Annotated in this window: 20 protein-coding genes and 1 pseudogene; 9 read left to right on the top strand and 12 right to left on the bottom strand. The window is 71.0% G+C overall.

Annotated elements, in window-relative coordinates:
- Positions 1–9: 9 nt before the first annotated feature.
- Positions 10–729 carry a hypothetical protein gene (locus tag AB0F91_RS31675; RefSeq protein WP_360603442.1) on the bottom strand — a complete coding sequence of 240 codons (720 nt, stop codon included), beginning with the start codon at positions 727–729 and terminating at the stop codon, positions 10–12.
- Positions 730–799: 70 nt separating this feature from the next.
- Complete coding sequence (locus tag AB0F91_RS31670; protein ID WP_360603440.1) at positions 800–2,119, bottom strand: MFS transporter; 1,320 nt, start codon at positions 2,117–2,119, stop codon at positions 800–802.
- A 55-nt stretch (positions 2,120–2,174) separates the two neighbouring features.
- On the opposite strand from AB0F91_RS31670, the gene AB0F91_RS31665 reads away from it, so the two are divergent.
- Positions 2,175–2,627 (top strand): MarR family winged helix-turn-helix transcriptional regulator, encoded by a 453-nt coding sequence (locus AB0F91_RS31665; RefSeq protein WP_360603438.1) that lies wholly within the window; start codon positions 2,175–2,177, stop codon positions 2,625–2,627.
- A gap of 192 nt (positions 2,628–2,819) precedes the next feature.
- On the opposite strand, the gene AB0F91_RS31660 is transcribed toward AB0F91_RS31665, so the two are convergent.
- Complete coding sequence (locus AB0F91_RS31660) at positions 2,820–3,404, bottom strand: hypothetical protein (RefSeq protein WP_360603436.1); 585 nt, start codon at positions 3,402–3,404, stop codon at positions 2,820–2,822.
- Between the two features lie 160 nt (positions 3,405–3,564).
- Positions 3,565–5,826 (bottom strand): sodium-translocating pyrophosphatase, encoded by a 2,262-nt coding sequence (locus AB0F91_RS31655; protein WP_360603434.1) that lies wholly within the window; start codon positions 5,824–5,826, stop codon positions 3,565–3,567.
- A 300-nt stretch (positions 5,827–6,126) separates the two neighbouring features.
- Between AB0F91_RS31655 and AB0F91_RS31650 the strand changes: the two genes are divergently transcribed.
- The gene (locus AB0F91_RS31650) at positions 6,127–8,829 is read left to right on the top strand and encodes a DEAD/DEAH box helicase (RefSeq protein WP_360603432.1); all 2,703 of its coding nucleotides are present in this window, start codon (positions 6,127–6,129) and stop codon (positions 8,827–8,829) included.
- A 42-nt stretch (positions 8,830–8,871) separates the two neighbouring features.
- Here the strand turns inward: AB0F91_RS31650 and AB0F91_RS31645 are convergent, their stop codons facing one another.
- From AB0F91_RS31645 to ssd, 8 genes are all read right to left on the bottom strand, one after another.
- On the bottom strand, positions 8,872–9,492 hold the full coding sequence (locus AB0F91_RS31645) for a bifunctional DNA primase/polymerase (RefSeq protein ID WP_360603430.1): 621 nt from the start codon (positions 9,490–9,492) through the stop codon (positions 8,872–8,874).
- 421 nt (positions 9,493–9,913) lie between these two features.
- Complete coding sequence (locus tag AB0F91_RS31640) at positions 9,914–10,267, bottom strand: Rv3654c family TadE-like protein (RefSeq protein WP_360603428.1); 354 nt, start codon at positions 10,265–10,267, stop codon at positions 9,914–9,916.
- A complete protein-coding gene (locus AB0F91_RS31635; protein ID WP_360603426.1) occupies positions 10,264–10,602 on the bottom strand; it encodes a TadE family type IV pilus minor pilin in 339 nt (112 codons plus the stop codon). The genes AB0F91_RS31640 and AB0F91_RS31635 overlap by 4 nt, the downstream gene beginning before the upstream one ends.
- Positions 10,602–10,766: a DUF4244 domain-containing protein gene (locus AB0F91_RS31630; protein WP_220244842.1), complete on the bottom strand. Its 165-nt coding sequence runs from the start codon at positions 10,764–10,766 to the stop codon at positions 10,602–10,604. The genes AB0F91_RS31635 and AB0F91_RS31630 overlap by 1 nt, the downstream gene beginning before the upstream one ends.
- Before the next feature lie 31 nt (positions 10,767–10,797).
- Positions 10,798–11,490 (bottom strand): type II secretion system F family protein, encoded by a 693-nt coding sequence (locus tag AB0F91_RS31625; RefSeq protein ID WP_360603424.1) that lies wholly within the window; start codon positions 11,488–11,490, stop codon positions 10,798–10,800.
- On the bottom strand, positions 11,487–12,239 hold the full coding sequence (locus tag AB0F91_RS31620) for a type II secretion system F family protein (protein WP_360603422.1): 753 nt from the start codon (positions 12,237–12,239) through the stop codon (positions 11,487–11,489). The genes AB0F91_RS31625 and AB0F91_RS31620 overlap by 4 nt, the downstream gene beginning before the upstream one ends.
- A 406-nt stretch (positions 12,240–12,645) precedes the next feature.
- Positions 12,646–13,782, bottom strand: a complete 1,137-nt coding sequence (locus AB0F91_RS31615; protein ID WP_360603420.1) for a TadA family conjugal transfer-associated ATPase — start codon at positions 13,780–13,782, stop codon at positions 12,646–12,648.
- Between the two features lie 202 nt (positions 13,783–13,984).
- Entirely contained in the window at positions 13,985–15,049 is a 1,065-nt protein-coding gene (gene ssd, locus AB0F91_RS31610; RefSeq protein ID WP_360603418.1) for a septum site-determining protein Ssd, read from the bottom strand.
- 556 nt (positions 15,050–15,605) lie between these two features.
- Between ssd and AB0F91_RS31605 the strand changes: the two genes are divergently transcribed.
- From AB0F91_RS31605 to AB0F91_RS31575, 7 genes and pseudogenes are all read left to right on the top strand, one after another.
- Positions 15,606–16,451 carry an HAD family hydrolase gene (locus AB0F91_RS31605; protein WP_360603416.1) on the top strand — a complete coding sequence of 282 codons (846 nt, stop codon included), beginning with the start codon at positions 15,606–15,608 and terminating at the stop codon, positions 16,449–16,451.
- Between the two features lie 555 nt (positions 16,452–17,006).
- Positions 17,007–18,830 carry a glycoside hydrolase family 3 N-terminal domain-containing protein gene (locus AB0F91_RS31600; protein ID WP_360603414.1) on the top strand — a complete coding sequence of 608 codons (1,824 nt, stop codon included), beginning with the start codon at positions 17,007–17,009 and terminating at the stop codon, positions 18,828–18,830.
- Positions 18,827–20,101 (top strand): DUF1343 domain-containing protein, encoded by a 1,275-nt coding sequence (locus AB0F91_RS31595; RefSeq protein ID WP_360603412.1) that lies wholly within the window; start codon positions 18,827–18,829, stop codon positions 20,099–20,101. The genes AB0F91_RS31600 and AB0F91_RS31595 overlap by 4 nt, the downstream gene beginning before the upstream one ends.
- 11 nt (positions 20,102–20,112) lie before the next feature.
- On the top strand, positions 20,113–21,888 hold the full coding sequence (locus AB0F91_RS31590; protein WP_360603410.1) for a serine hydrolase: 1,776 nt from the start codon (positions 20,113–20,115) through the stop codon (positions 21,886–21,888).
- Between the two features lie 211 nt (positions 21,889–22,099).
- The gene (locus AB0F91_RS31585; RefSeq protein ID WP_360603408.1) at positions 22,100–23,101 is read left to right on the top strand and encodes a MurR/RpiR family transcriptional regulator; all 1,002 of its coding nucleotides are present in this window, start codon (positions 22,100–22,102) and stop codon (positions 23,099–23,101) included.
- A gap of 17 nt (positions 23,102–23,118) precedes the next feature.
- Positions 23,119–24,048, top strand: coding sequence for an N-acetylmuramic acid 6-phosphate etherase (murQ, locus tag AB0F91_RS31580; protein WP_360603406.1), 930 nt, complete (start codon positions 23,119–23,121; stop codon positions 24,046–24,048).
- A gap of 258 nt (positions 24,049–24,306) precedes the next feature.
- A pseudogene (locus tag AB0F91_RS31575) lies at positions 24,307–24,891 on the top strand (HoxN/HupN/NixA family nickel/cobalt transporter); the annotation flags it as partial.

Genomic DNA, 24,891 nt, shown 5'->3' with positions numbered 1-24,891 from the left:
GACACATCCCTAGCCGACTGCCTCCAGGACGTCGCCCAGCAAATACTGAAGGGGACTCCCGCCGCCTCCGCCGCGGCGTGAATCCCCTCCGGTGCGTTCGGGCCGGGTTTCCTCACGGAGCTCCGGCAGCTCGGGCCACGCGGCCTCCGCGCCCGCGGGCGCCTCGCCGATGAGCTCCAGCAGCCCGTCGAGCTTGCGCCGCCCGGTCAACCGCACGGCGGGGTCCTGGGCTTTCGGCCCCAGCAACCGCGCGTGGACGCCCAGCGGCGCCAGCGCGGCCAGCAGATCGTCGTGCATGTGCGGCGCCAGCGGGTCCATGCCGAGCAGGTAGCCCGCCGGCCCCTGCCGGCCCGCCGCCAGGGCCCACATGCGCAGCATCGCGCCGCTCAGCCGGAAGCCTTCGGGCAGCGCTTTGCCCGAATCGTCTTCGGACGGACCCGAGCAGCCCTGGCGCAGCCACTGCACGGACAGCGGCAGGAGGTCGATCCGGAACGACGTGCGCACCTGCGGCCGCCCGCATTCCCGCACCGCCACCTGCGCGTCGGCCCCACGCCAGCGGCACTCGCGCGCCAGCACCCGCGCGCGCCACTGCTCGTCGACGTTCACGGACAGCCGAGCCGCCGTGCGCCCAAAGCCGGTGATCTGCCCTTGGCAGCACAGCAGCCCGGCCAGGTCCGCAAGCCCCGGGCCGCTCGCCTCCGCCGAGAACAGCGAGATCGTCCGATCCACGCGGATCATGGTAGAACACAAGTTCGATCGGACGCGAGGGTTACCCGGCGGATTTTCGCCGATCGAGCGATCAGGCCGGCACGCGGTCGTCGGCCGCCCCGGGCGCGAAGACCACGGCCACCAGCAGAGCGGCGGCGGCCACGAGAAACACCTGTGGCAGCGCGAGCAGGCCGAAGACGGCGATCCCGAGCGAGCCGCCGATCTGGCGCGCGAAGGTGAGGGTCGCCATCGCGGCGCCGAGGATGTCCCGGGGTGCCCACGACTGCGCCAGCAACGTGTAGGCCTGCGTGGACAGCCCGAGCGCGGCACCGCTGCACGCGAGCCCCACGACGACGGCGGCCAGCCGCGCCGGGCCGGGCTGGAGGAGCGGAAGTGCCGCAGTGGCAAGGAGTCCGGCGACGCCGAGGAGCAGCCCCAACCGGCCCCACACCGTGACGCGCGGCCGGCGGCGGGCGAGCAGTGCGAATCCGGTGGTCGCCAGCACTTGGCCGACGCTCATCGGCAGGAGCAGGAGGCCCGTGGCCGCGGCACTCGCGGCGCCGATGGCCAGTGGCACGTAGGTGAAGCTGCCGAACAACGCCACACCGGCCAGGAAGGTGACGGCGACAGCTCGCGCGAGGCGGGCGTCCGCGAACAGCCGCGGCGGGACCAGTGGCGCGGCCGCACGCCGTTCGACCTGCACGAAGGCGACACCCGCGGCGAGTGCGACGGCCCCCAACACGGGCGCCCACCCCAGCGTCGCAGTGCTGCCGAGAACGACCGCACAACCACCGGCGACCACGACCAGAACCGAGCCCGTCCAGTCGAACCGGATTCGGCCCGCGGGCCGCGCGCCCGGCACCGAACGCACCCCGAGAAATACCGCCACAACACAGACCGGCAAATTGATCAGGAAGACGGCCCAGCCGCCCGCGACGGCCGCCAACAGGCCACCCAGCGGAGCACCGCCGATCGACGACAGCGCGAACACCGCCGTCAGCCAGCCTTGCCGCCGCACCAGTTCGTCTCGGTCGAACAGCTCCGCCATCGCTGCCACCGCGGCCACGATCAGCCCGCTCCCACCCAGCCCCTGCACCGCGCGAAACGCGATCACCTCGGCCAGATTCGCCGCCAGGGCGCACGCCACCGACCCGACGGCGAACGCTGTCACCGAGCCGACGAACATGCGCCGCCGCCCCCACCGGTCACCGAGGCTGCCGTGCACCGGCGTGGCGACCGCGACCGCCAGCAGGTACGCCGCGGTCACCCCACCCGCCGAGCCGGGATCACCCAGGTCAGCGCCGATGGACGGCAGCGCCGCGACCACCACGCTGGTATCGAGCGAAGCCATCAGCAGCCCCAGCACGAGCGCGGTGAACGCGGCGTCGCGACCACGAGGAAATACATGCATACCGCACACGTTATGCATGCGAATCGCACGCAGTCAAGCTAGGGTGGAGCCCGTGATGCCACCCCTCACCGAAGCCGGCCCCGCGTTGTTCCGCCTGGTCAGGCACTGGTCCCGGCGCTGGACCCTGCGCACGTCGGTCGAGCTCACAGGCGAGATGCGCCACGTGCAGCACATCCTCGCGGTCGAGGCCGTCGACACGGGAAGCGAGCACACCGACGAGGTGACCGTCGCGACCGTCGCGCACCATCTCGGGCTCGACCACTCCGGCGCCAGCCGCATGGTCCGCGACGCGACCGCCGCCGGCTACCTGACCCGCGGCACCTCGGGCCAGGACCGGCGGCGCGCGTCGCTGCAGCTCACCGACAGCGGACGCGAACTGCTCAACGCCTCGCACCAATGGCAGCGCAGAACATTCAACGACCTCACCGCCACCTGGTCGGCCACCGACCGCCAGCGCTTCGCCGGCTACCTGATCCGGCTGACGAGCGAACTCGACTTGGAGGGCTAGTCAGCGCGGCGCTCGTACGGTCCGCAGCCGGTCTCGTCTCGCGCAGCACCTCAGGACAGGCTCGGCAACGGGCGTCGGCTCAGTTCGCCGGCAGCGGGCGCGAGCTGCCCGGTGGCAGCGGCCGAAGACCAACGAACTCACCGCCACGTGGGCAGCAGCCGACCGCCGACTACCTCGTCCGCCCGAACCCCCTCAACGCGGCGCCGGCGGCACCACGAGCTGCTGGCAGTCCGGCGCCCGCTTCCCCGCGGCCGAGAGCTCCGGCGTCGCGTTGAGGCCTTGGAGGACGTTGAGAGCGGCGACATCGTCGAGGGTCGCCCGGGCGTCGCCGAGGGCGGTTTTGGTGGCGGAGGCGTCGGTGGCCGTGTCGAGGCGTTCGCGGACGGTGTCGGCGCGCGAACGGACGGAGGCGAACTGCTTGAGCAGGTCGCCGCGTGCCTGGTCGTCGCTGGGAGGGGGCGGCGGGCCGACCCGGTCGAGGCCGACGACGGTCTGGTCGAGGCCGTCGACGACGGACGACAGGAGCCGGCTTGACGTGCGAGAAGCCTGTTCCGGCGAGCTGGGGTCGATCTCGGGAAGGTTCGCGAGCGTGCGTACGAGGTGGGTGACCGCTGAGCAGTAGCCGTCCGCCCACCTCGCGGCCGGATCGGCCGGGCTGGAGGTGTCCGCCTGCCCACCGCTGTGGGTCTGCGACACCGGCGGCTGCTGCCCGCAGGCGACGAGGCCGACACCGAGTGCCGTGACCAGTGCGGCTAGAACGGTCGACCGCGGCCGCACCGCGACACCTCCTGCCTGTCGACGTCCAGGTGCCCCTGACCGTACCGATCCGAGAATCATTCGCAAGTCACCCGCCTGAGTGCGGGAAGAATTCCCGACATGCCGGGACCCGGCACGCGAGCAGCGCGCCGGGCCCCGGACGGTTTGTTCGGACGGCGGATCAGGCTTTCGCCTCCGCCGGAGTGTTCTCGATGACCGTGCCGCGTCGCTTGGACACGACGATCGCCGCGACCACGACCGCGACCGCGACGACCGCGATCACGATGCGCCACGTGGTGTTGGCGCCGCCGCCCAGCGTCAGGCTGACGATCGCCGGCGCGATCAGCACGGAGACCAGGTTCATGACCTTGATCAGCGGGTTGATGGCCGGGCCCGCGGTGTCCTTGAACGGGTCACCCACGGTGTCACCGATGATGGTGGCCTCGTGCGCGTCCGAGCCCTTGCCGCCGTGGTTGCCGTCTTCGACGAGCTTCTTGGCGTTGTCCCAGGCACCACCGGAGTTGGCGAGGAAGATCGCCATCAGGGTGCCTGTGGCGATCGCACCGGCCAGGTAGCCCGCGAGGGCCTCGGTGCCGAGTCCGAAGCCCACGGCGATCGGGGCGAACACCGCGAGCAGACCCGGCGTGGCCAGCTCCCGCAGCGAGTCGCGCGTGACGATGTCCACGACCTTGCCGTACTCGGGCCGCGTGGTGCCCTCCATGATGCCGGCGATCTCGCGGAACTGGCGGCGCACTTCCTGCACCACCGCACCGGCCGCGCGCGAAACCGCGTTGACGGCCAGACCCGAGAACAGGAACACCACGGCCGCGCCGACGATGACGCCGACCAGCGTCTTCGGGCTGAGGATATTTGCGATGAACTCGCCCGTGCCGCCCACGGCCTTCGTGATCGCGTCCGAATAGGATCCGAACAGCGCCGTGGCCGCGAGGACCGCCGTGGCGATCGCGATGCCCTTGGTGATGGCCTTGGTGGTGTTGCCCACCGCGTCCAGCTCGGTCAGGATCTGCGCGGCCTTCTCGTCGACGTCGCCCGACATCTCGGCGATGCCCTGCGCGTTGTCGGAGACCGGGCCGAAGGTGTCCATCGCGACGATGACGCCCACGGTGGTCAGCAGGCCGGTACCGGCGAGCGCGACGGCGAACAGCGCGACGCCGCCACCCAGCAGGTACGCGCCGAACACGGCGGCACCGATCACGAGCGCGGTGTACACGGCGGACTCGAAACCGACCGAGATGCCGGACAGGATCACCGTGGCGGCACCGGTTTCCGATGTCCTGCCGACGTCCTGCACCGGCTTGTACTCGGTGCCGGTGTAGTAGCCCGTGAGCTTCAGGATGATCGCGGCGAGCACGATGCCGATGATCACGGCGACGGTCGCGATGACCGCCGGGTTGCCACTGTTGCCGGCGAACTCCGCACCGAAGTCGGAGAAGCTGCTCGGCAGGTACACGAACGCCGCGACGGCCGACAGCACCGCGGAGATCACCGCGGAGATGTAGAACGAGCGGTTGATCGTGACGAGACCACCCTCGCCCGCGCGCGCCTTCGTGATGTACACGCCGATGACGGCGGTGATGACCCCGATGGCCGGCACGATGAGCGGGAAGATCAGGCCGCTGGACCCGAAGGCGGAGCTGCCCAGGATCAGCGCGGCGACCAGCATGACCGCGTAGGACTCGAAGAGGTCCGCCGCCATGCCGGCGCAGTCGCCGACGTTGTCACCGACGTTGTCGGCGATCGTCGCGGCGTTGCGCGGGTCGTCCTCGGGGATGCCCTGCTCGACCTTGCCGACCAGGTCCGCGCCGACGTCGGCGGCCTTCGTGAAGATGCCGCCACCGACACGCATGAACATCGCGATCAACGCGGCGCCGAACCCGAAGCCCTCCAACACCTTCGGGGCCTGGCCCGTGTAGACGAGCACGACGATCGCGGCACCGAACAGGCCGAGGCCGACGGTGATCATGCCGACCACGCCGCCCGTGCGGAACGCCACGCGCATCGCGATCTCGCGCCCGCCTTCCTCGCGCGCCGCGGCCGCCACCCGCAGGTTCGCCTGCGTCGCGAGCCACATGCCGAGGTAGCCGATGGTGAACGAGAACACCGCGCCGACGAGGAAGAAGATCGAGCGGCCGATGCGCTCGTTCCAGTCGTCTGCGGGGAGCGCGAACAGCAGCAGGAACACGATTACGCCGAAGATGGCGAGGGTGTTGCGCTGCCGCTTCAGGTATGCGGCCGCACCTTCCTGCACCGCCTTGGCGATGTCCTGCATCTTGGCGGTGCCCTGGCCCGCGGCCAGCACCTCCCTGAGCAGCACGTAACCGATGGCGAGTGCGGCAAGGGCGACCACGGCGACCACACCGACGATGGTGTAGCCACCCCCGGAAAGCGTGAGACCGCCCTCCGCGAGGAACTGCCGGGACATTCGTCCTCCTGGGAACGCCGTTGGCCAATGCGGACTCGTCGTACCCGGCGTGCCTGCACTGGCATGGGATCTGTACCGAGCGACACGCTAGCCGTGCGGGCAATGCACGTCTCACATGACGATCGCCACAGAGGGTGTGGATTGCGGGAGTGTATTGGTAGTGCTCAGCGGCCGTGCAACGCGTCCCGGTGACGGTACGTTCCGTAACCTTGTGTGATTGCTCACTTGATCGATCTCGCCCCGGTTCTGTCGGTGCCCTGTGCGAAGCTTCGGCACGTGGGCGAGCGAGGTCGGAGGCTGTTGAGCCGGGTCACGGCGGGGCTCCCGGTGAGCGAGAACCCGGTCACGCACGTGGCCGAGCTTCCCGCGCGGGCAGCTGGTTTCGCGGCGTGGCCGGGGTGGGCCGCGCCGTCGGTCGTGTCGGCGTTCGCGGGTTCCGGAGTTGAGATCCCTTGGAAACACCAGGTAGAGGCAGCTTCGCTGGCCCGCGCGGGATCCCATGTGGTGGTGTCGACGGGCACGGCCTCGGGGAAGTCGTTGGCGTACCAGCTGCCGGTGCTGTCCGCACTGGCCACGGGCTCGGCGGCGACCGCGTTGTACCTCTCGCCGACCAAGGCACTGGGCGCTGACCAGCTGCGTTCGGTGTCCTCTTTGGACATCCCTGCGGTGCGGGCGGCGTCGTACGACGGTGACACCCCGATGACCGAGCGCGACTGGGTGCGCGCGCACGCGAACTGGGTGTTCACGAACCCGGACATGCTCCACCGCGGGATCCTGTCCTCGCATTCGCGGTGGACCCGGTTTTTCAAGAACCTGGCCTACGTGGTGGTCGACGAGTGCCACAGCTACCGCGGGGTGTTCGGTTCGCACGTCGCGCTGCTGCTGCGCCGGCTGCGGCGGGTGGCCGCGCACTACGGTGCGTCGCCGGTGTTCGTCCTGGCGTCGGCGACCACGGCTTCGCCGGCGGAGTTCGCTTCGCGGCTGACGGGGCTGCCGTGCGCGGCGGTCACTGAGGACGCTTCGCCGCGGGGGGCGCGGACGGTCGCGTTGTGGGAGCCCCCGCTGCTCGACGAGCTGACGGGCGAGAACGGCGCACCAGTGCGACGTTCGGCGGGTGTGGAGACGGCACGGATCCTCACGGACCTGGTGGTGGAGGGCGCGCGTTCACTGGCTTTCGTGCGCTCGCGCCGCGGGGCGGAGCTCACGGCATTGGGCGCCCGGCGTCTTTTGTCCGAAGTGGACCCGGCGTTGGCGGAAACCGTTGCGGCGTACCGATCCGGATTCTTGCCGGAGGAGCGTCGCGCATTGGAAGCCGCGTTGCTGTCCGGCCGGTTGCTGGGGGTGGCGACCACCAACGCGCTGGAGCTCGGCGTCGACATCGCGGGCCTCGACGCCGTGGTGCTCGCCGGCTACCCGGGCACGCTGGCGTCGTTCTGGCAGCAGGCCGGGCGCGCCGGCCGCGCGGGCGACGAGGCGCTGGTCGTGTTCGTGGCGCGCGACGATCCGCTCGACACCTACCTCGTGCACAACCCGGCGGCGTTGCTGGAGCGTCCGGTGGAGACGGCCGTGCTCGACCCGACGAACCCGTACGTGCTCGGGCCGCAGCTCGCGTGCGCGGTGGCGGAGCTGCCTCTGACGGAACCGGAGCTGGAAACGTTCGGCGGTCCGGCGGCGCGCGCGGTGCTCGCGGACCTGGCGGAGGAGAAGCTGCTGCGCCGCCGTTCCAGCGGCTGGTACTGGACCGCTCGCGAACGCCCCCACGCGGAGGTCGGCATCCGCGGCTCCGGCGGCGACCAGATCGCCGTGGTGGAGGCGGATTCCGGCCGCATGCTCGGCACCGTCGACCCGGGGTCGGCTTGCTACGCCGTGCACCCGGGTGCGGTGTATCTGCACCAGGGCTCGTCGTACGTCGTCGACGAGCTCGACCTCGAGACCGGCCTCGCCCTCGTGCACGCCGAGGATCCGGACTGGCACACGTCGCCGCGGGAGGTCGTGGACATCTCGGTGCTGTCCACGCAGGAACAGTGCTCCCACGGCGGCGTCACGGTGTGCCTGGGTGAGGTGGCGGTGACCTCGCAGGTCGTCGGCTACCTGCGCCGCCGACCGTCGGGAGAGGTGCTGGACCACACGCCACTGGACTTGCCGGAACAAAGCCTGCGCACGCGCGCCGTCTGGTACACGGTGACGAGCGATCTGCTCGGCCCTGCGCATCGCGCGGGTACCGGCGGTGTTGGTACGGCGCGGCCCGCGACCAACGCGCCGGCGGGGACCGGAGGCGCTCGGGTGGGGGCCGAGAGCGTGGAGGCGGCGGGGACCGGGGGTGCTCCTGACGACCCCGCGACAGCGACCGACCCGCCGGCGGGGACCGGAGGCCCTCGGGTCGGGACCGAGAGCGTGGAGGCGGCGGGGACCGGGGGTGCTCTGGGCGAAGCTGCGGGTGCGGCTGTCGTATCGGCGGGGACCGGGGGTGCTGAGGGCGGGGCTGGTGCTGTAGCTCGGGCCGGGGCCGTCGTGCCGGTGGGGACGGGAGGCGCTCGGGTCGGGGCCGAGGGTGGTGCGCCGGCGGGGACCGGGGGTGCTGGCAGAGCACCGGGGGGCGCCGGATTGATTCCGGCGCGCGTCCCCGGTGCCCTGCATGCCGCCGAGCACGCGGCGATCGGCCTGCTACCGCTGTTCGCTACGTGCGACCGGTGGGACATCGGCGGGGTGTCTACCGCGTGGCACGAGGACACCGGGGAGGCAACGGTGTTCGTGCACGATGGGCATCCCGGGGGTGCGGGATTTGCCGACCGCGGTTATGCCGCGATTGTCCCGTGGCTGGCCGCAACGCGGGAGGCGATCGTCTCCTGCGAGTGCCCGACGGGCTGCCCGTCCTGCGTTCAGTCGCCGAAGTGCGGGAACGGCAACGAACCACTGGACAAGGCAGGGGCGGTGGCCGTACTGGATACCGTGCTTGGGGCTTTGCGTCAGCACGGGGAGCAGTGCGGCCACGGTGGTGCGTGAAATCTCTTCAGTTGTCGAGGCTGCTTGCCGGGGTCGAACCGGTCAGGCAGCGGTGGTCTCCGCGAGCAACGGGGCGTGCTCGTTGGCGAGGGCGCGCATGAGCACGTCGTGCACCTCGGCCGGGTCGGGCAGCTGCCAGCCGCACACCTCGGGCTTCACGCGCCAGTGCACGACACCGTGCTGGAACGGCGACGGCGGCAGCGGGATGTAGCTGCCGGCACCGTGCCACTGCACGGACGCCTGCTTGGCGAGCTCTGCCGGGATGTGGTCGGCGGGCGTGGTGAGGAACAGCCAGCGGCCGTTGGGCATCGCGACGATCGGCGCGGGGTGCCCGAGGGCACGCAGCAGGCGGGCGGCGCGCTTGCCGAGCTCGTCGTCGACCTCGATGGCGTCGACGACCGTGCCCGTGGCCACGAGCAGGCTGTGAGTGCGGGCGGAGAACCAGGTGGCGACCTCGTGGGCGTGGGTGCCGACCAGCTCGCGCCAGTCGTCCCGCACCGGCACCGGCCGGCGCCACGTGAGGTCGTCGCCCTTACCGGTGATCGGCGCCGGGGTCGCCCCCGGGAGCACCGGCCAGCCGCGCCAGGCGAGGCCGATCGCCTCCGCACGAAGTTCGATGCGGAAGGCGCTCCGCCAGCTGTCCGGCCAATTCGCGTCCAACATTGCTTTCCTGCCTTCAAGGTCCGGTTTCGCGTCACCCGGGTCGGGGCCGTTGGTGGCGCACGTCTCACTAAACGGCAATTTGCACATTGCGCGGAAGAGCCGCGCGACAACCGGTGGTTACTGGGCGATGAACGCCCGGTAGTGCACCGCTCGGCCGATAACGGGCAGCCGATGATCGGCCGTTGAGCCCACCCTGACGCCCTCTAGCACGCGGGTTGGCATCTTCGCCGCCCTTCGCGGCCGCTGTGGTGCACCACGTCGTTTAGGCCGCTGAACAGCTGTTTTAACCGCTCGCCGCGCGTCAGCTACCGCTGCTCGTGGCTGTTCGCCGCTCGTCGAGACAGCGCTTCTGATTGCCCCGGCGGTGATCGACACCGGCCGCCACTCGTCGTAAACGCGGGTGGGCGAGCGGTGGCGGGGGTCACTCCGGGAGGTCGACGGGTCCGGCCCGGGCGCGCGCCGAGGGCGGCGGCAAGCCAGGCCCGGGCGGGCTCGCCGCTCGCACCTCGACGAGTGCATCGCGCTCACGCCAACTACAAGCCGTGACGACCGCGCCCTCGTGGTCGGCCACCTCGCGAGCGCGGTCGCAGGCCCGCGCCGGCCCGTCGGCGGCGTGCGCGGCCGCCGCCAGCGCGCCGAGGTCTGCGGCGGCCTCGACGCGGTGCCGGGCTGCCACGGCCGCCCCGAGCCAGCAGCCCGCCGCGGCGAGGCCGACGAGCGCGGCGATCACGAGGGCCGTCCACACGGTGGCGACGCCGTCGTCGTTCTTCTTCATTGCTGCGCTCCGGGTTCGGCGACGGCGTAGGCGCTGGCGTCCAGGTGGAAGCCGGTGAGCGTGTCGGTGGTGACCTCGGCGGTGATGCCGTCGCCGGACCGGCGGATGGTGAGGCGCGCGCCGCGCGGCGCGATCGTCTGCACGACGGCCTCGGCCGCACCGGGCTGTCCGGCGGCGGCCAGGCGCGCGGCTTCGCGGGCGGCGTCGAGGCACCGGATGTGCCCGAGCACCGCGGCGAGGCCGGCGAGAAGCAGAGCCACCACGGCCGTGAGCGCGCCCAGCGAAAGGGCGGCTTCGACCGTGACCATGCCGCCGTCCCGGCGACGGCCGGCCATCAGGTCGCCACCGTGAGGGCCCGCTGCACGAGACCCGACAGCGCCGTGCTGATCGAGTCGCCACTGAGCAGCACGAACAGCGCGAGCGCGAACGCCGCGGCGGCCACCGTGCCGATGGCGTACTCCGCCGTGGTGGTGCCCTCGTCTCCGGGGAGGAAGTGCATGGTCGGTCCTTTCTGTCCATTGTGGATTCATCTACAACACGCTCCCGATCCGCTCGGCCAGGCCGAGCACCACCGGCAGCACGCCGAGCACGAAGAACGCGGGAAGGAAACAGAGCCCCACCGGCAGTGCCAGCGCGACCCCGGCCCGTTCCGCGCGTTCCTCGGCCTCGACGCCGATCCCGTCGCGCAGGCGCCGGGAGACTTCGTCGGCCGTCGCCGCCAGCGCCGCGCCCGACCGGGCCGTGCGGGTCGCGGCGACCGACAGCTCCTCGAACCCGGGCCGGGTTTTGAGCTGGGCCCAGGCTTCGGCCGACCCCGCGCCGAGGGCGAGGAGGTTGGCGGTGGCCTTCATTGCGGTCGAGGTGTGCTCGGGTGCCGTGGCGCTGACGGCTTCGAGAGCCGTCGGCACCGGCAGACCCGTGCGGAGGCAGGCGCCGAGGAGGTCGAGGGTGGCGGCGGAGTTCAGGCGTTCGGTGACGTCGTCGCGGGGTCGGGGTCGGCGGGAGCGGTGGAGGAGCCACCACGCTCCTGCGCCGGCCAGTGCGCCGCCGGCCATCCCGACGACTACGGCGCTGGACACGCCGGCCACCGCCGCGGCGAGGACGTGTCTCGTACGGAGGCTCGGCAGCCTCAGGTGACGGGTGGTCGGTGGCGCGAGGTTCCGCGGCGCCGGTGCGCTGGGCCAGACGAGGAGTGCGACAGCGGCGAGGACGAACGGGGTCATCGGATCTCCCGGCGGGCGGTGAGCGCGCGGGACCACGCGGTGCCCGCCCAGAGCAGCGCGGCTCCGGCCACCAGGAACAGCTGACCGAGGACGGTGTGGGTGAGGACGGTCAGTGGCTCGGCGCCGATGGCCTGCCCCATGGCGAGGCAGAGGACGGGCAGCCCGGTCAGCACCGTCGCGCTCATCCGCGGGCCGGCCATTTTGGCGTGGAGCCGCCGGGCGAACGTGGTGGCGGCATCGACGTCGCGACGGGTGGCCTCGAGGGTGTCGGCGATGGGGAGGCCGTGCCTGCGGGCGAGGGTCCAGGCGGCGGCGAGTTCCGGGAGTTCTGGGGATTCGAGTGCGCCGTCGAGTCTTGCGGCGGTGGCCAGGTTGGTGAGCTCGCCGGCCAGTGCGGGGACGGCGTCGGCCGCCGCTTCGGCCGCGAGCACGGGATGGGCGCCGGCCCGCAGCTCGGCGACCATCGTGCGGAGGGCGGCCGAGGTCTGCTCGGCTCGGGTGAGCGCCGCGGAGGTTTCCCGTCTGCTGCGCCATTCCTGCCTCGCCGCGACGGTGATCAGGGCGGCCGCCACCGCGGCTCCGACTCCGGCGAGCGGAAGGGCGAGGAGTGTCGGCAGCACCCAAATGGCCTGGTGCGGCGGCGCAGGGATGACGAGCCGTCGTCGCGGTGGTGACAGCAGACGGGTCGGCAGGGTGGGCCAGGTGAGGAGCGCGGTGCCGAAGCAGAGGAACGGCCAGGCGGTGATCACGCGGTCACCTCCTCGGTGACGAAGGATCGGGTCGCGAGCCGCCCCGCGAAATCGCCACCCCGGCGCCGGCAACGACCGACCCCCTCGGCAACCAAACACCTGGCCACGCGCAACCAGACGAAGCCGCCACCCCGGCGCCGGCAACGACCGACTCCCCCGGCGACCAAGGATCGGGGCACGCGTGGCCGCCCGAAGCCGCCAGCCCGGCGCCAGCGGCGACCGGGATTGCCGGTGGGCGCCGAGTTGGCATCGCGCCGGCCGCTGCGAGACGGGACGGCGGGCCGGTGGCGGGTTTGAGACTCGGGCCAGCTGCGCAAAGGCCGACGCGCGGATTGCCGAGGCTGCGCCCCGAGGCAGGTTCGCGCGGTGCGAGGGGCGACGGGTCGCGCAGGCGAGCGGGTCGGACTCATGCGGTCGCCTCCTCGAAGAGGGGGCGGTAGGGGGTCCAGTGGCCGTCGCGCCAGATCGGGGTGGTGTGGGTGGTCGCGGTGGTGCGGTGGAGGGTCGCGATCTCGGTGAGGCGGCGGGCGCCGGTGGGGTTGCGGCGGAGGTGGAGGACGACGCGGATGGCGGCGGCCAGCTGGCTGTGGAGGGCGTCGCCGGTGAGGCCGCCCAGGGAGGCGAGCGCTTCCAGGCGCGCGGGGACCTCGGATGGTGAGTTGGCGTGCAGGGTGCATGCGCCGCCGTCGTGGCCGGTGTTGAGGGCGTTGAGCAGCGAGCAGACTTCGGCGCCGCGGACTTCGCCGACCACCAGGCGGTCGGGGCGCATGCGCAGCGCCTGGCGGACGAGCTCGGGCAGCTCGACGGCGCCCGCGCCTTCGACGTTGGCCGGACGCGCGACGAGGCTGACGAACTGCGGATGCGCGGGGCGGAGTTCGCCGGCGTCCTCGACGCAGATGATGCGCTCGCGCGGGCTGACCTCGGCGAGGAGTGCACTGAGGAGTGTCGTCTTGCCGGCCCCGGTGCCGCCCGTGACCAGAAACGCGAGGCGGCGCGTGATGATCGAGCGGAGGATGTCGGCGCCTTCCGCGTTGACGACGCCGAGTGCGGTCAGGGTGTCGAGCGTGTGGGTTGCGGGGCGCAGGACGCGTAGGGACAGGCAGGTGCCGTTGGGCGCGATCGGCGGCAGGACGGCGTGGACGCGGACGTGCCCGCCCGGAACGGGAAGCCAGCCGTCCACATAGGGCTGTGCGTCGTCGAGGCGCCGGCCCGCCGCGAGCGCGAGGCGCTGCGCCAGGCGACGGACGGCTTCTTCGTCGGCGAAGCGGACGTCGGTGCGGATGAGGCCGGAGTTGCCGTCGGTCCAGGTCTGGTCGGGCGCGGTGACGAGGACGTCGGTGACGGTGGGGTCCGCCAGCAGCGGCGCGAGGGGGCCGGCGCCGACGAACTCGTCGTGGGCTCGGCGGACGGCGTCGAGGACCGCGTCGTGGCTGAGGGTGCCGCCGGCTTCCGCGCGGACGGCCTCGGCGACGGCGACGGCGTCCGCCGGCCGGCTCTCACCGGCGAGCCGGTTGCGGACGCGCTCGACGAATTCGGTGGTCATGTCATCGGTTTCCGGCGAGTGAACATGGCTGGGCTCCAGGCATCGGAGGGCGAATGGTTTGGTGGCGAAGGAAGAAGGTGGACAACCGTCGGCGCCGCTGGGGCACGCGAGCCGCGAAACGAGCGGCTCGTCAAGCGACAGTCGAAGTTCACGACGGGGTTTCCTGCCGCCTCCGACGGAGACCCGTCGAGACGGGGAAAGGTCAAGCCGCCGCGGGGAGGGTGGCCGACGCCGGGCGGAGTTCGGACAGGACGGCGCGGGCCGCGGCGATCAGAGCACCCTTGGGTGGGAGGTCGAACTCGCCCGTTTCGAGGGTGGCGGCGACGCGGCGTTCGGGCGGCAGGGTGGCGAGCAGGGGTGGGCCGAGGAGCGCCGTGGTGCGGGAAGGGGGTGCGCCGGCGTGGGGGTGTCCACTTGCGACGATGGCGAGGCGGTCGGTGTGGGGCGCGAGGAGGTCGAGGACCTGCCGCGCGGCCATGCAGGCGCGAAATTCGACCGGGACGACCAAGACCACCAGGTCCGCGAGCGAGGCAACGGCGAGGGCGCCCTCGTCGAGGTGGCGGGGCAGGTCGCAGACGACGGTGCGGCCCGAGCGGCGGCCGGCGGTCACGACTGCGGACAACGCGCGCGGGTCGGGGCCGGGGCCGGTGCGGCCGCAGGCCAGGACGGGCAGAGTGCCGCGACGAGGGAGGGCGTCGACCAGCGACGGCAGCGAGACTCGGCCCGACAGGCGGACGTCGGGCCAGCGGTGGCCGGGCGTGTTTTCCAAGCCCAGTGGGAGATCCAGGCCGCCGCCCAACGGGTCGCAGTCGACGAGCAGAGCAAGGCCGGCCCGGTCCGCCTCGACGGCCGTGGCCGCGGCGAGCACGGAAGCACCCGCGCCGCCGCGGCCGCCGATGAAGGCCAGGACCGGGCCCGGGCGTTCGGCGGGGGCGTCGGCGACGTCGGCCAGAGCGACCGTCAGGTCGGATTCGTCGTCGGGCAGGCACAGGACCCGCCTGGCGCCGACGAGAGCCGCGCGGCGCCAGGAGTCGACGCCGACCGCGCCTTTCGACACCACCACCACGCCGTCGCGGCGCGGCAAGAGCACACGGTCGTCAGCGCAGTCCTCGTCGATCACGACCAGCGGAGCTCGCGTCCAGCGTGGACGCGCGGCCGCGAGATCCGGTGCCCGGTCGAGCTCGCAGCCGGCGACCGCGGCGACGCGCAGGATCTCGTCGAGCACCGCACCGTCTGCGGCGACGACAAGTGGACGTGCGGTTCTCATGAAAGCCTCCCCCTCGCGGAGCGGAATCCGGGCCACGTGGACCGGGTCCCACCAAGGTCACCCCCGCCGGAACGCGACGGCAATGGCCAACCGCGCAACCTGTGGACAACTCGGGGCTTGTGGACAACTCGCGCCTGAAACGGCTCGGCGCGGAGTTCCAGGCGGATCGATGGGGCACAATGCGCGACCCGCCAACACGCCTGAACCGGGGAATTCCAGGCAATCTCGTAATTGCCACGGAAAACATCCTGGCGATCCGCGAACGCGGAGGAAAAAATGCACTACCTGGGAAAAGAGGGCGGCCCTCGCCAGGGGGGAGGGACGAGGGCCGCCGTGGGTTCAGCCCCGGGGGGTCGGACTGAACCGGCCCGGTTGGACACCGGGTTCCCCCACTGTAACTCCGCAGGGCACCGGTTGGCGCCGCAAGCGACACCTACGATTCGATAACGGCATCCAGAGCCGGATGCGCTGTCCTGTCATGGATTTTCCGCCGGACGGGCGCGCCGGTGTTCGATCAACGCGAGAACGCGGGCGGTGCTTCTCCTATCCTGATCACGTGGCCGAACCCAGCACCGCGCCGGCGCGCGAATCCCACCCCGAAGAACCCCGGCGAGCCGTCGCCGCGTTCTTCGATCTCGACAAGACCATCATCGCTTCTTCCAGCGCGCTGGCGTTCAGCAAACCATTACTCAGAGAAGGGCTGATCAACCGCCGAGCCGCTTTGCGTAGCGCGTACGCACAACTCGTGTTCTCCCTCGCGGGTGCCGATGCAGACAAGACCGAACGCATGCGCGCCGAGGTCTCGAAGCTCTGCGCCGGCTGGGATGTCGCCCAGGTTTCCGCGATCGTGCGGGAAACGCTCCACGACGTGGTGGACCCCCTCGTGTACGTCGAGGCCACCGATCTCATCAACCGCCACCTCGCCGACGGTCACGACGTCGTCGTCCTCTCCGCCACCGGGGAAGAGGTCGCCGCACCCGTCGCCGCGATGCTCGGCGCCACGCGCTGCGTCGCCACGCGCATGGGTGTCACCGACGGCCGCTACAACGGCGAAATCGACTTCTACTGCTACGGCGACAACAAGGCCGTCGCCGCGAAGGAGCTCGCCGCGACGTACGGGTACGACCTCGCCGAGTGCTTCGCCTACACCGATTCGAGCACCGACATCCCGCTCCTGGAGACCGTCGGCCACCCCCACGCGGTGAACCCCGACAAGCTCCTGCGCCGCGAAGCCGGCGAACGCGGCTGGCCGATCCTCGCGTTCGAACGCCCGATGTCACTGCGCAACCGGATCCCCGCTCGGTCCGCGGGCATGGTCGCGCTCGGCGTGGGCGCCGTCGCGGCGGGCGCCACCTGGTACAGCCTGAGTCGTCGCCGACGGTTCCGAACGCCCCCGCGCTAGGCACCCACACGGCGGTACCCCGACCTGTTTTCTCAAGCGCAGAGCGGAATCGGCCGTTGCTCAGGGTATGTGCATCACCGGATCGAGCCTCTTTACCGGTGCACCCGTCCACACTCTTGAAGTGACCGGGCTCACGGCGTAGAAAGTAAGTGCGGACGTTGAGCCGGCCAGGGCAGAGGTAGAAGAGAAGCCTCTGTCACCCCGGGCAACCTCCGTGCGCGGACTCCGGGTACCCACGCGCAGCGCGCCGCGGGAGGCTCGTCGTCTAGGGACTGCGTACCGGGACGCCGGACGCCGAGTCCATGAAGGTACGACCAGAGTTGCACGCTTGGTCGCCCGAGATGTTCCGCGCTTGCAGGCGGCGCCCGCCGGCTTCGGCCGACGGGCGCCGCCAGCGTTTTGGGGGACTGTTCTTGTCAAAAAACAGCAGCACAACCCCCACGTTCCTGCGCTCGGCCGATGGACAACGCGCAAGCCGGTGAGTAGCTTCCCGATACCGGCGCCGCCAAGTGGACTTCTCACCACCGGCGGTGCACGACACTGGGAGGCCCTTTCGTGACGACCCGACTCGCGCGCACGCGCCCGTGGAGGATCCATGCGCTCGCCGTCCCCCTCGCGGGGCTCCTCGCCGTCGCCGGAATCGGCGCGACCGCTTCAGGCAGCACACCGGACGCGAAAGCGGTGACCTCCCTCGACGCCGCCGCCCAGCAGGCGCTCCACGGCCTCAGCCTCGAGGAAAAGGTCGGCCAGCTGTTCGTCACGTGGGTGAACGGCAAGTCCGCCGACGAGGTCAACCCCAAGAACCAGACGGACTTCGGCGTCGACACCCCCGCCGAGGTCGTCCGCAAGTACCACCTCGGCGGCGTCATCTACTTCAACAACGACACCCGTGACAACTTCGACACCCCGACTCAGGTCGCGAAGCTCTCCAACGGCCTCCAGCGGGCCGCGATCTCGAGCGGCGCCCACATCCCGTTGCAGATCGGCACCGACCAGGAGGGCGGCACTGTCACCCGGATGGGCGCTCCCGCCACGGAGTTCCCCAACTCCATGGCCATCGCCGCCGGCCGCAGCACCGACAGCGCGACGCAGGCCGCCACGATCATCGGCCACGAACTGCGCGCCGTGGGCATCAACCAGGACTTCGCGCCCGACTCCGACGTGAACTCCAACCCGGCCAACCCGGTGATCGGCGTGCGGTCGTTCGCCGGGCAGCCCGGGCTCGCGAGCCAGTTCGTGACGGCCGAGGTCAAGGGCTACCAGAACTCCGGGCCGGCCTTCGAGACAGTTTCCTCCACGGCAAAACACTTTCCCGGCCACGGCGACGCCGCCACCGACAGCCACACCGGACTGCCGCGCATCGACCGCACCGAGGACGAGTGGCGCAAGATCGACGTCCCGCCGTTCAAGGCCGCCATCGCCGCGGGCATCGACTCGATCATGAGCGCCCACATCCAGTTCCCGAGCCTCGACCCGTCGGGCGAGCCGGCCACCCTGTCGAAGCCGATCATCACCGGGAAGCTGCGCGACGAGCTGGGATACGACGGCGTGGTGATCACCGACGCGCTGGAGATGCAGGGCGTGCGCGAGCTCCACAGCGACGCCGAAATCCCTGTGCTGGCGCTGAACGCCGGGATCGACCAGCTGCTCATGCCGGTGCACCTCGACCTCGCGATCAACTCCGTGATCTCCGCCGTGAAGTCCGGCGACCTGCCGATGCAGCGGATCGACCAGAGCGTGCTGCGCGTGCTCAAGCTGAAGCTCAAGCGCGGCATCCTCACCTCGCCGTTCGACAACCCGGCGCTCGTCGCGAAGACGGTCGGCACGCCGGCGCACTTCGCCACCGCACAGGGCATCGCCGACCGCTCGATCACCGCGATCGCCAACGACGCAGGCGTGCTGCCACTCAAGCAGAAGCCCGCCACCGCGCTCGTCACCGGCTGGGGCGTGGCCAGCACGCAGACGCTCGCCGACCGCCTCACCGCTCACGGCACCCAGGCGACGGCGCTGCAGACCGGGCAGACCCCGTCCGACGATCTCATCGCGCAAGCCGCCGCGGCCGCCGCGAAGAACGACCTCGTCGTGGTCCTCACGAACAACCTCGGCGGGTTTCCGTTGCAGAACAAGCTTTTGCAGGCGCTGATGGACACCGGCAAGCCCGTGGTCGCCGTCGCCGCGCAGATCCCGTACGACGCCGGGTACGCCAATCCCGTGCCCACGTGGCTGGCCACCTACGGCTACATCACGCCGTCGCTCGAGGCGCTGGCGAAGGTCGTGCTCGGCGAGACGAAGCCGAGCGGCAAGCTGCCCGTCGACGTCCCCGCGGGCGCCGACGTGAACACCGTCAAGTACCCCTTCGGACACGGACTGAGCTGGTGAACGTCAACCGCAGGAAGTTCCTCGCCGTCCCCGCCCTCGCCGTTCCGGTGCTCGCCGGCGGCTCGGCCGTCGCGCAAGCGACACCGGCAGCGCAACAGCAAAGCGTGCAACACCGAAGAGTGCTCACCGGCGCCGAACAACTCGCCGCCCAGCACTGGCGCCCGCTCGCCGGACGCAGGCTCGGCGTGTTGTCCAACCCGACGGGCGTGCTCGCGAGCGGCGACCACATCGTCGACGACATGGTCGCCGCCGGCGTGAAGCCGGTCGCCGCCTTCGGACCCGAGCACGGCTTCCGCGGCAGCGCGCAGGCCGGCGGTTCCGAAGGCGACTACACCGACCCGCGCACCGGCATCCCCGTGTACGACGCGTACGGCGCCGACGCGGCGAAGCTCGCCACGCTGTTCACCAAGTCCGGCCTCGACACCGTCGTGTTCGACATCGCCGACGTCGGCGCCCGCTTCTACACCTACATCTGGTCGCTCTACACGGCGATGGTCGCGGCGGCGAAGGTCGGCGCGGCCTTCGTGGTGCTGGACCGGCCGAACCCGATCGGCGGCCGCCTCGCCGGCCCGGTGCTCGACCCGAAGTTCGCGTCCGGCGTCGGCCGCAAGCCGATCGCGCAGCAGCACGGCATGACCGTCGGCGAGCTGGCGCGCCTGTTCAACACCGAGTTCTTGCCCGGCGAAGGCGTGGAGCCGGTGAAGCTCGACGTCGTCGAGGTCCGGGGCTGGCGGCGGGACATGCTCTTCGCCGAAACCGGTCTCGACTGGGTCATGCCCAGCCCCAACATGCCGACGCCCGACACCGCGATCGTCTACCCCGGCACCTGCCTGTTCGAAGGCACGCTCTTCGCGGAGGGCCGCGGCACCACGCGGCCCTTCGAGATCATCGGTGCGCCGGGCGTCGACTGGCATTGGCGCGACAAGCTCGAAGCGCTCGACCTGCCGGGGGCGCGCTTCCGTGAGACGTACTTCGTCCCCACGTTCAGCAAGTTCGTGGACGAGACCTGCGGCGGCGTGCAGCTCACCGTGACCGATCCCCAGGCGTTCGACGCGATCACCACCGCCGTCGCGATGCTCGTGACCGCGAAGCAGGTCGCGCCGCAGACGTTTGGCTGGCGGCCCGACCACGCCATCGACTTGCTGTCCGGTTCCGACCGGCTGCGCACCATGATCGACTCCGGCGCAGGGGTCGACGAGGTCACCGGCGCCTGGCGCGCCGAGCTCGCCGCCTTCGACCGCAAACGCCGGCCTTACCTGATCTATCGCTGAGGAGAGCGGTCATGCGTGCTAGGAAGGTGCTCGCCGCGACGAGCATGGCGATGGCCGGGCTGGTCGCGGCCACGTCGATCGCAGGAGCCGCCGCCATCGCCACCACAACACAGCACGACCCGCTCGCCGGGCGCTTCGACGTGGTGCGACACGGCTTCGCGGCGCCGTCCACGACGTTGCGCGAGGGCAAGCCGTCCGACGTCGGGCTCGACGCCGGCCCCATCAAGTCCGCCGAGCAGTTCCTGGCGAGCTGGACGAAGCCCGACGCGTCGGGCCATCCACACTTCTCCGGCGCGGTCGGCCTGCTCGCCCACGATGGCGTGGTCGTCGACCGCTACGCCGTCGGCGGCGCGCTGCGGTACGCCGACGCCGCGGGCACCGAGCTGCCGAAGGACCAGCAGGTCCCGATGCGCGACGACACGATCTTCGACATGGCGTCGGTCTCGAAGCTGTTCACCTCGATCGCCGCGCTGCAGCTGGTGGAGCAGGGCAAGCTCGACGTCAACGCACCGGTCGTGCGCTACCTACCCGAGTTCGGCGTGAACGGCAAGGAAGCCGTGACGATCGAGCAGCTGCTCACGCACACGTCGGGCTTCGACGCCGACCCTGTGCCGTCGCTGTGGCAGGGCTACTCCGACATCCCGTCGCGCCGCAAGGCCGTGCTCGACAGCCCGCTGAAGAACGCGCCGGGCACGACCTACCTTTACTCCGACCTCAACATGCTCACCCTCGGCTTCGTCATCGAGAAGCTCACTGGGCAGCCGCTGGACAAGGTCGTGCACGACCGCATCACCGCGCCGCTGGGCATGGTCGACACCGGTTACAACCCGCCCGCGTCGAAGCTGGCCCGCGTCGCCGCCACCGAGTACGAGGCCGACCCGCCGCGCGGGCTCGTGCGCGGCCAGGTGCACGACGAGAACGCCTGGTCCCTCGGCGGCGTCGCCGGGCACGCCGGCGTGTTCTCCACCGCGAGCGACCTGGCGATCCTCTGCCAGACAATCCTCAACGGCGGTGCCTACCGGGGCGAGCGAATCCTGCGACCGGAAACCGTCGAGACGATGCTGACCAACTACAACCAGCGCTTCCCCGACGACGCCCACGGCCTCGGGTTCGAGCTCGACCAGCCCTGGTACATGGGTGCGCTTTCCTCACCGGTGACGGCGGGCCACACCGGATTCACCGGGACGACGTTGGTCATCGACCCGGAATCGCGGTCGTTCGCGTTGTTGCTGACCAACCGAGTGCACCCGAGTCGTAACTGGGGCTCCATCAACACGGCCCGCCAGGTCTGGGCCACTTCGCTGGCCCATGCCATGGCGGTGAAGCCCGCGCAGGGCCGCGACGCGTGGTTCGCCGGCCTCGGCGACAAGTCTACGGCTACGCTGAGTACGCAGCCCTTGACACCGCGATCCGGCGGCCCGCTGCAGGTCTCCTTCTACGCCTTCGTGGATACCGAAGGTCCAACTGATCCACTTCAGCTGGAATCGTCCTCGGACGGCGTCAATTGGCAACCAGTCGCGGTTCACGCGACCGGACCAGGCGCACCACCCGGACAGGTGACGTCGCTCTCAGGTCACGGGCACCGGGCCTGGTGGCGGGTGACGGCAGAAATACCGGTCTCGAGCGTGACGACCCTGCGCTGGCGTTACAACACCGATGCGAGTTACACCGGCCGCGGAGTTTCTGTCGACGGTGTGAAAGTCACCGAACGCGGCCGGGCAGTTCTCGATGGTGAGCGTAATCCGTCGGTACTCACCGCTACCGGGTGGATTTTGAGCGCTCGGTGACCACGCTGTCGCGCAGCGCCGAACTGGCCCTCCCACTCAGCGATCCGAAGCCTTTTGCGGGGCGACACTAAGTTGCCAAGTCGTTAGCTTGAGGTCGTTAACAAGGTCGACCTGGTTAGCGACTTTCTGGTCAACGATTAATCGCAAAACGAAGTCCGCAGACACGGACGGGTTGCGATCCTGCCGAAGGATGTGGGTAGCCTTGTCGCAAATGCCAACGGTTAGTAACTTTCCGACGGTGGACGATGCCGGTTCCGTAACCATCCCGGCACCGTCCGAGCAAACCCCAGCTCAGGCCACTGTGCGTGACGCCGATGCGAGCCCGCTGGTCCGCATCCGCTCGCTGCTGCCCGGGCTCGCTCGTGCCGAGCAGCGCGTGGCGAAGGTCGTGCTGGAGGACCCCGCTTCGGTGGCGCGCCGGAGCATCACCGAGGTCGCTCTCTCCGCCAGCACCAGCGAGACCACGGTCACGCGGTTCTGCAAGGCCGTCGGCGTCGGCGGGTACCCGCAGCTGCGCATCGCGCTGGCCGCGGACACCGCGCGCACCGAAGCCAGAACCACGCGCAATCTCGGCGGCGAGATCGGTCCGGAGGACGACCTCGCGGCCGTGATCGGCAAGGTCAGCTTCGCCGACGCGCGCGCCGTCGAGGAAACGGCCGACCAGCTCGACGTCGCGACCATGCAGCACGTGATCGACCTCGTGGCCGAGGCCGGCCGCGTGGACGTCTACGGCGTCGGCGCGAGCGCCTTCGTGGCCGCCGACCTGCAGCAGAAGCTGCACCGCATCGGCCGCGTGAGCTTCTCGTGGTCCGACACGCACATCATGCTCACCTCGGCCGCGGTGCTCAGCCCCGGCGACGTCGCCATCGGCGTCTCCCACACGGGTGCGACCACCGACACCGTGGAGGCGCTGCGCGTCGCGCGCGAGCACGGCGCGGTCACCGTCGCCGTCACGAACTTCCCGCGTTCGCCGATCACGGAGGTCGCCGACCACGTGCTCACCACGGCCGCACGGGAAACCACCTTCCGTTCCGGGGCCACGGCGAGCCGCATCGCGCAGCTCACCGTGATCGACTGCCTGTTCATCGGGGTCGCACAGCGGCACATGGACGCCTCCGTCAGCGCGCTGGACGCGACGCGGGACGCGGTCGGCTCGCACCGGCTCGGGGTCAGGCCCGACGGTCGCCGCCGTCCGCGGGAAACCGGTAAGTGAACTCAGAAACGAGGCGCATGATGACCGTCCCCACCCAGGCGGTGCACGTCGATTCGCCGACCGAGCAGCGCAACCCTCGCACGGTGGACATCGACCTGATGTCCACCATGGGGATCCTCAGCGCCATCAACGCCGAGGACCGCCGGGTGCCCGACGCGGTGGCCGCGGTGCTGCCGCAGCTGGCGCGTGCGGTCGACTACGCCGTGGAAGCCCTGCGGGGCGGCGGCCGCGTGCACTACGTCGGGGCGGGCACCTCGGGCCGCCTGGCGACGCTGGACGCGGCCGAGCTCGTGCCGACGTTCAACGTGCCGCCGGACCTGTTCGTCGCGCACCACGCGGGCGGCGAGAAGGCCCTGCGGCAGGCGGTGGAGAACGCCGAGGACGACGACGAGGCCGGCGCTGCCGAGCTCGCTGCCGTGGTCCAGCCGGGCGACTTCGTGCTCGGTCTCGCCGCCTCCGGGCGCACGCCGTTCGTGCTCGGCGCGCTCGAGGCATCGAGCCGCCTCGGCGCGCACACGGGGCTGGTCTCGGCCAACCCGCGCGCGGCGAAGCCGGCCGGCGTCGACGTGCTCATCGCCGTGGCCACCGGCCCGGAGGTGATCGCCGGTTCCACCCGCATGAAGGCGGGCACGGCGCAGAAGCTGATCCTCACGGCGTTCTCCACGGCCACGATGATCAAGCTGGGGAAGACGTACTCGAACCTGATGGTCAGCATGCGGGCCACGAACGCGAAGCTGCGCGGCCGCACGATCCGCATCCTGCAGGAAGCCACGGGCCTGACCATGGCCGACTGCTCCGACGCCCTCACCGAAGCCGGGGGCGACCTCAAGACAGCCCTCGTGCACCTGCTGTCGGGCTCCGACGTCGAACACTCCGCGGCGGCGCTCACGGCCAGCGGGGGCCACGTGCGGAAGGCGCTCGACTCGCTGCACCTGCGCGCTGGCTGAACACAAAGACAAGGAGCCCTCGCCACGTCGGTGGGGCCCTTCGTGGTGGCCGGCGGCAAACCCGGCCCCGACCGCGAGATCGCGCCGGCTTCTGGACTGAGCGGTTTCGCGTGGCACCCAGGCCGCGCGAAACCGGGAGGGAAGAAGCCGGCGCGAGGCGATCTCGCGCGCGGCGGCGGAGCCGACGCAGGCAACATTGCGGTTCACCTGTTCACCTGCCTAACCTCTCAGGTGTTGTCTGCGAGGAGGGTGGGTGCGATGACCGGGGTGCCTGAGCCGGCCCGCGCGAGGCAGCCGCTGTCGAAGCGGGAGTGGGGGTCGCTGTCCGGGATGGCGGCGGTGATCCTGCTGCTGAACCTCGTGGGCTGGGGTGTGCTCGTGGTGTTCATCGCCCCGCACCACTACGACCTGGGTGCGTCGGGTGTGTTCGGGATCGGGCTGGGGGTCACGGCGTTCACGCTCGGCATGCGCCATGCGTTCGACGCGGACCACATCGCCGCGATTGACAACACCACGCGCAAGCTCATCACCGACGGCCAGCGTCCGCTGTCGGTCGGGTTCTGGTTCTCGCTCGGGCACTCGACGATCGTGTTCGGGTTGTGCCTGCTGCTCTCGTTCGGCGTTCGCGCGCTCGCCGGGCAACTCGAAGATGACGGGTCGACGCTGCACCACACGACCGGGCTCATCGGTACGTCGGTTTCGGCCGTTTTTCTTTATTTGATCGCGGTCATCAACCTCGTGGCGCTCATCGGGATCGTCCGGGTTTTCGCGCAGATGCGCCGGGGCGAGCTCGACGAGGAGTCGCTGGAGCGCCACCTCGACAACCGCGGCCTGATGAACCGC

The organism is Amycolatopsis sp. NPDC023774 (genome assembly GCF_040639695.1).
Classification (GTDB): domain Bacteria; phylum Actinomycetota; class Actinomycetes; order Mycobacteriales; family Pseudonocardiaceae; genus Amycolatopsis.
This window is presented reverse-complemented; position numbering and strand designations above follow the sequence as displayed.

Excerpts from the sequence above, each read along its gene's own strand:
- AB0F91_RS31615 (WP_360603420.1), bottom strand. The coding sequence starts at position 13,782 with ATGACCACCGAATTCGTCGAGCGCGTCCGCAACCGGCTCGCCGGTGAG.
- AB0F91_RS31655 (WP_360603434.1), bottom strand. The coding sequence starts at position 5,826 with ATGTCCCGGCAGTTCCTCGCGGAGGGCGGTCTCACGCTTTCCGGGGGT.
- murQ (WP_360603406.1), top strand. The coding sequence starts at position 23,119 with ATGATGACCGTCCCCACCCAGGCGGTGCACGTCGATTCGCCGACCGAG.
- AB0F91_RS31645 (WP_360603430.1), bottom strand. The coding sequence starts at position 9,492 with ATGTTGGACGCGAATTGGCCGGACAGCTGGCGGAGCGCCTTCCGCATC.
- AB0F91_RS31625 (WP_360603424.1), bottom strand. The coding sequence starts at position 11,490 with ATGACCCCGTTCGTCCTCGCCGCTGTCGCACTCCTCGTCTGGCCCAGC.
- AB0F91_RS31665 (WP_360603438.1), top strand. The coding sequence starts at position 2,175 with ATGCCACCCCTCACCGAAGCCGGCCCCGCGTTGTTCCGCCTGGTCAGG.
- AB0F91_RS31590 (WP_360603410.1), top strand. The coding sequence starts at position 20,113 with ATGCGTGCTAGGAAGGTGCTCGCCGCGACGAGCATGGCGATGGCCGGG.
- AB0F91_RS31670 (WP_360603440.1), bottom strand. The coding sequence starts at position 2,119 with ATGCATGTATTTCCTCGTGGTCGCGACGCCGCGTTCACCGCGCTCGTG.
- AB0F91_RS31585 (WP_360603408.1), top strand. The coding sequence starts at position 22,100 with ATGCCAACGGTTAGTAACTTTCCGACGGTGGACGATGCCGGTTCCGTA.
- AB0F91_RS31635 (WP_360603426.1), bottom strand. The coding sequence starts at position 10,602 with ATGGCCGGCCGTCGCCGGGACGGCGGCATGGTCACGGTCGAAGCCGCC.
- ssd (WP_360603418.1), bottom strand. The coding sequence starts at position 15,049 with ATGAGAACCGCACGTCCACTTGTCGTCGCCGCAGACGGTGCGGTGCTC.
- AB0F91_RS31630 (WP_220244842.1), bottom strand. The coding sequence starts at position 10,766 with ATGCACTTCCTCCCCGGAGACGAGGGCACCACCACGGCGGAGTACGCC.
- AB0F91_RS31640 (WP_360603428.1), bottom strand. The coding sequence starts at position 10,267 with ATGAAGAAGAACGACGACGGCGTCGCCACCGTGTGGACGGCCCTCGTG.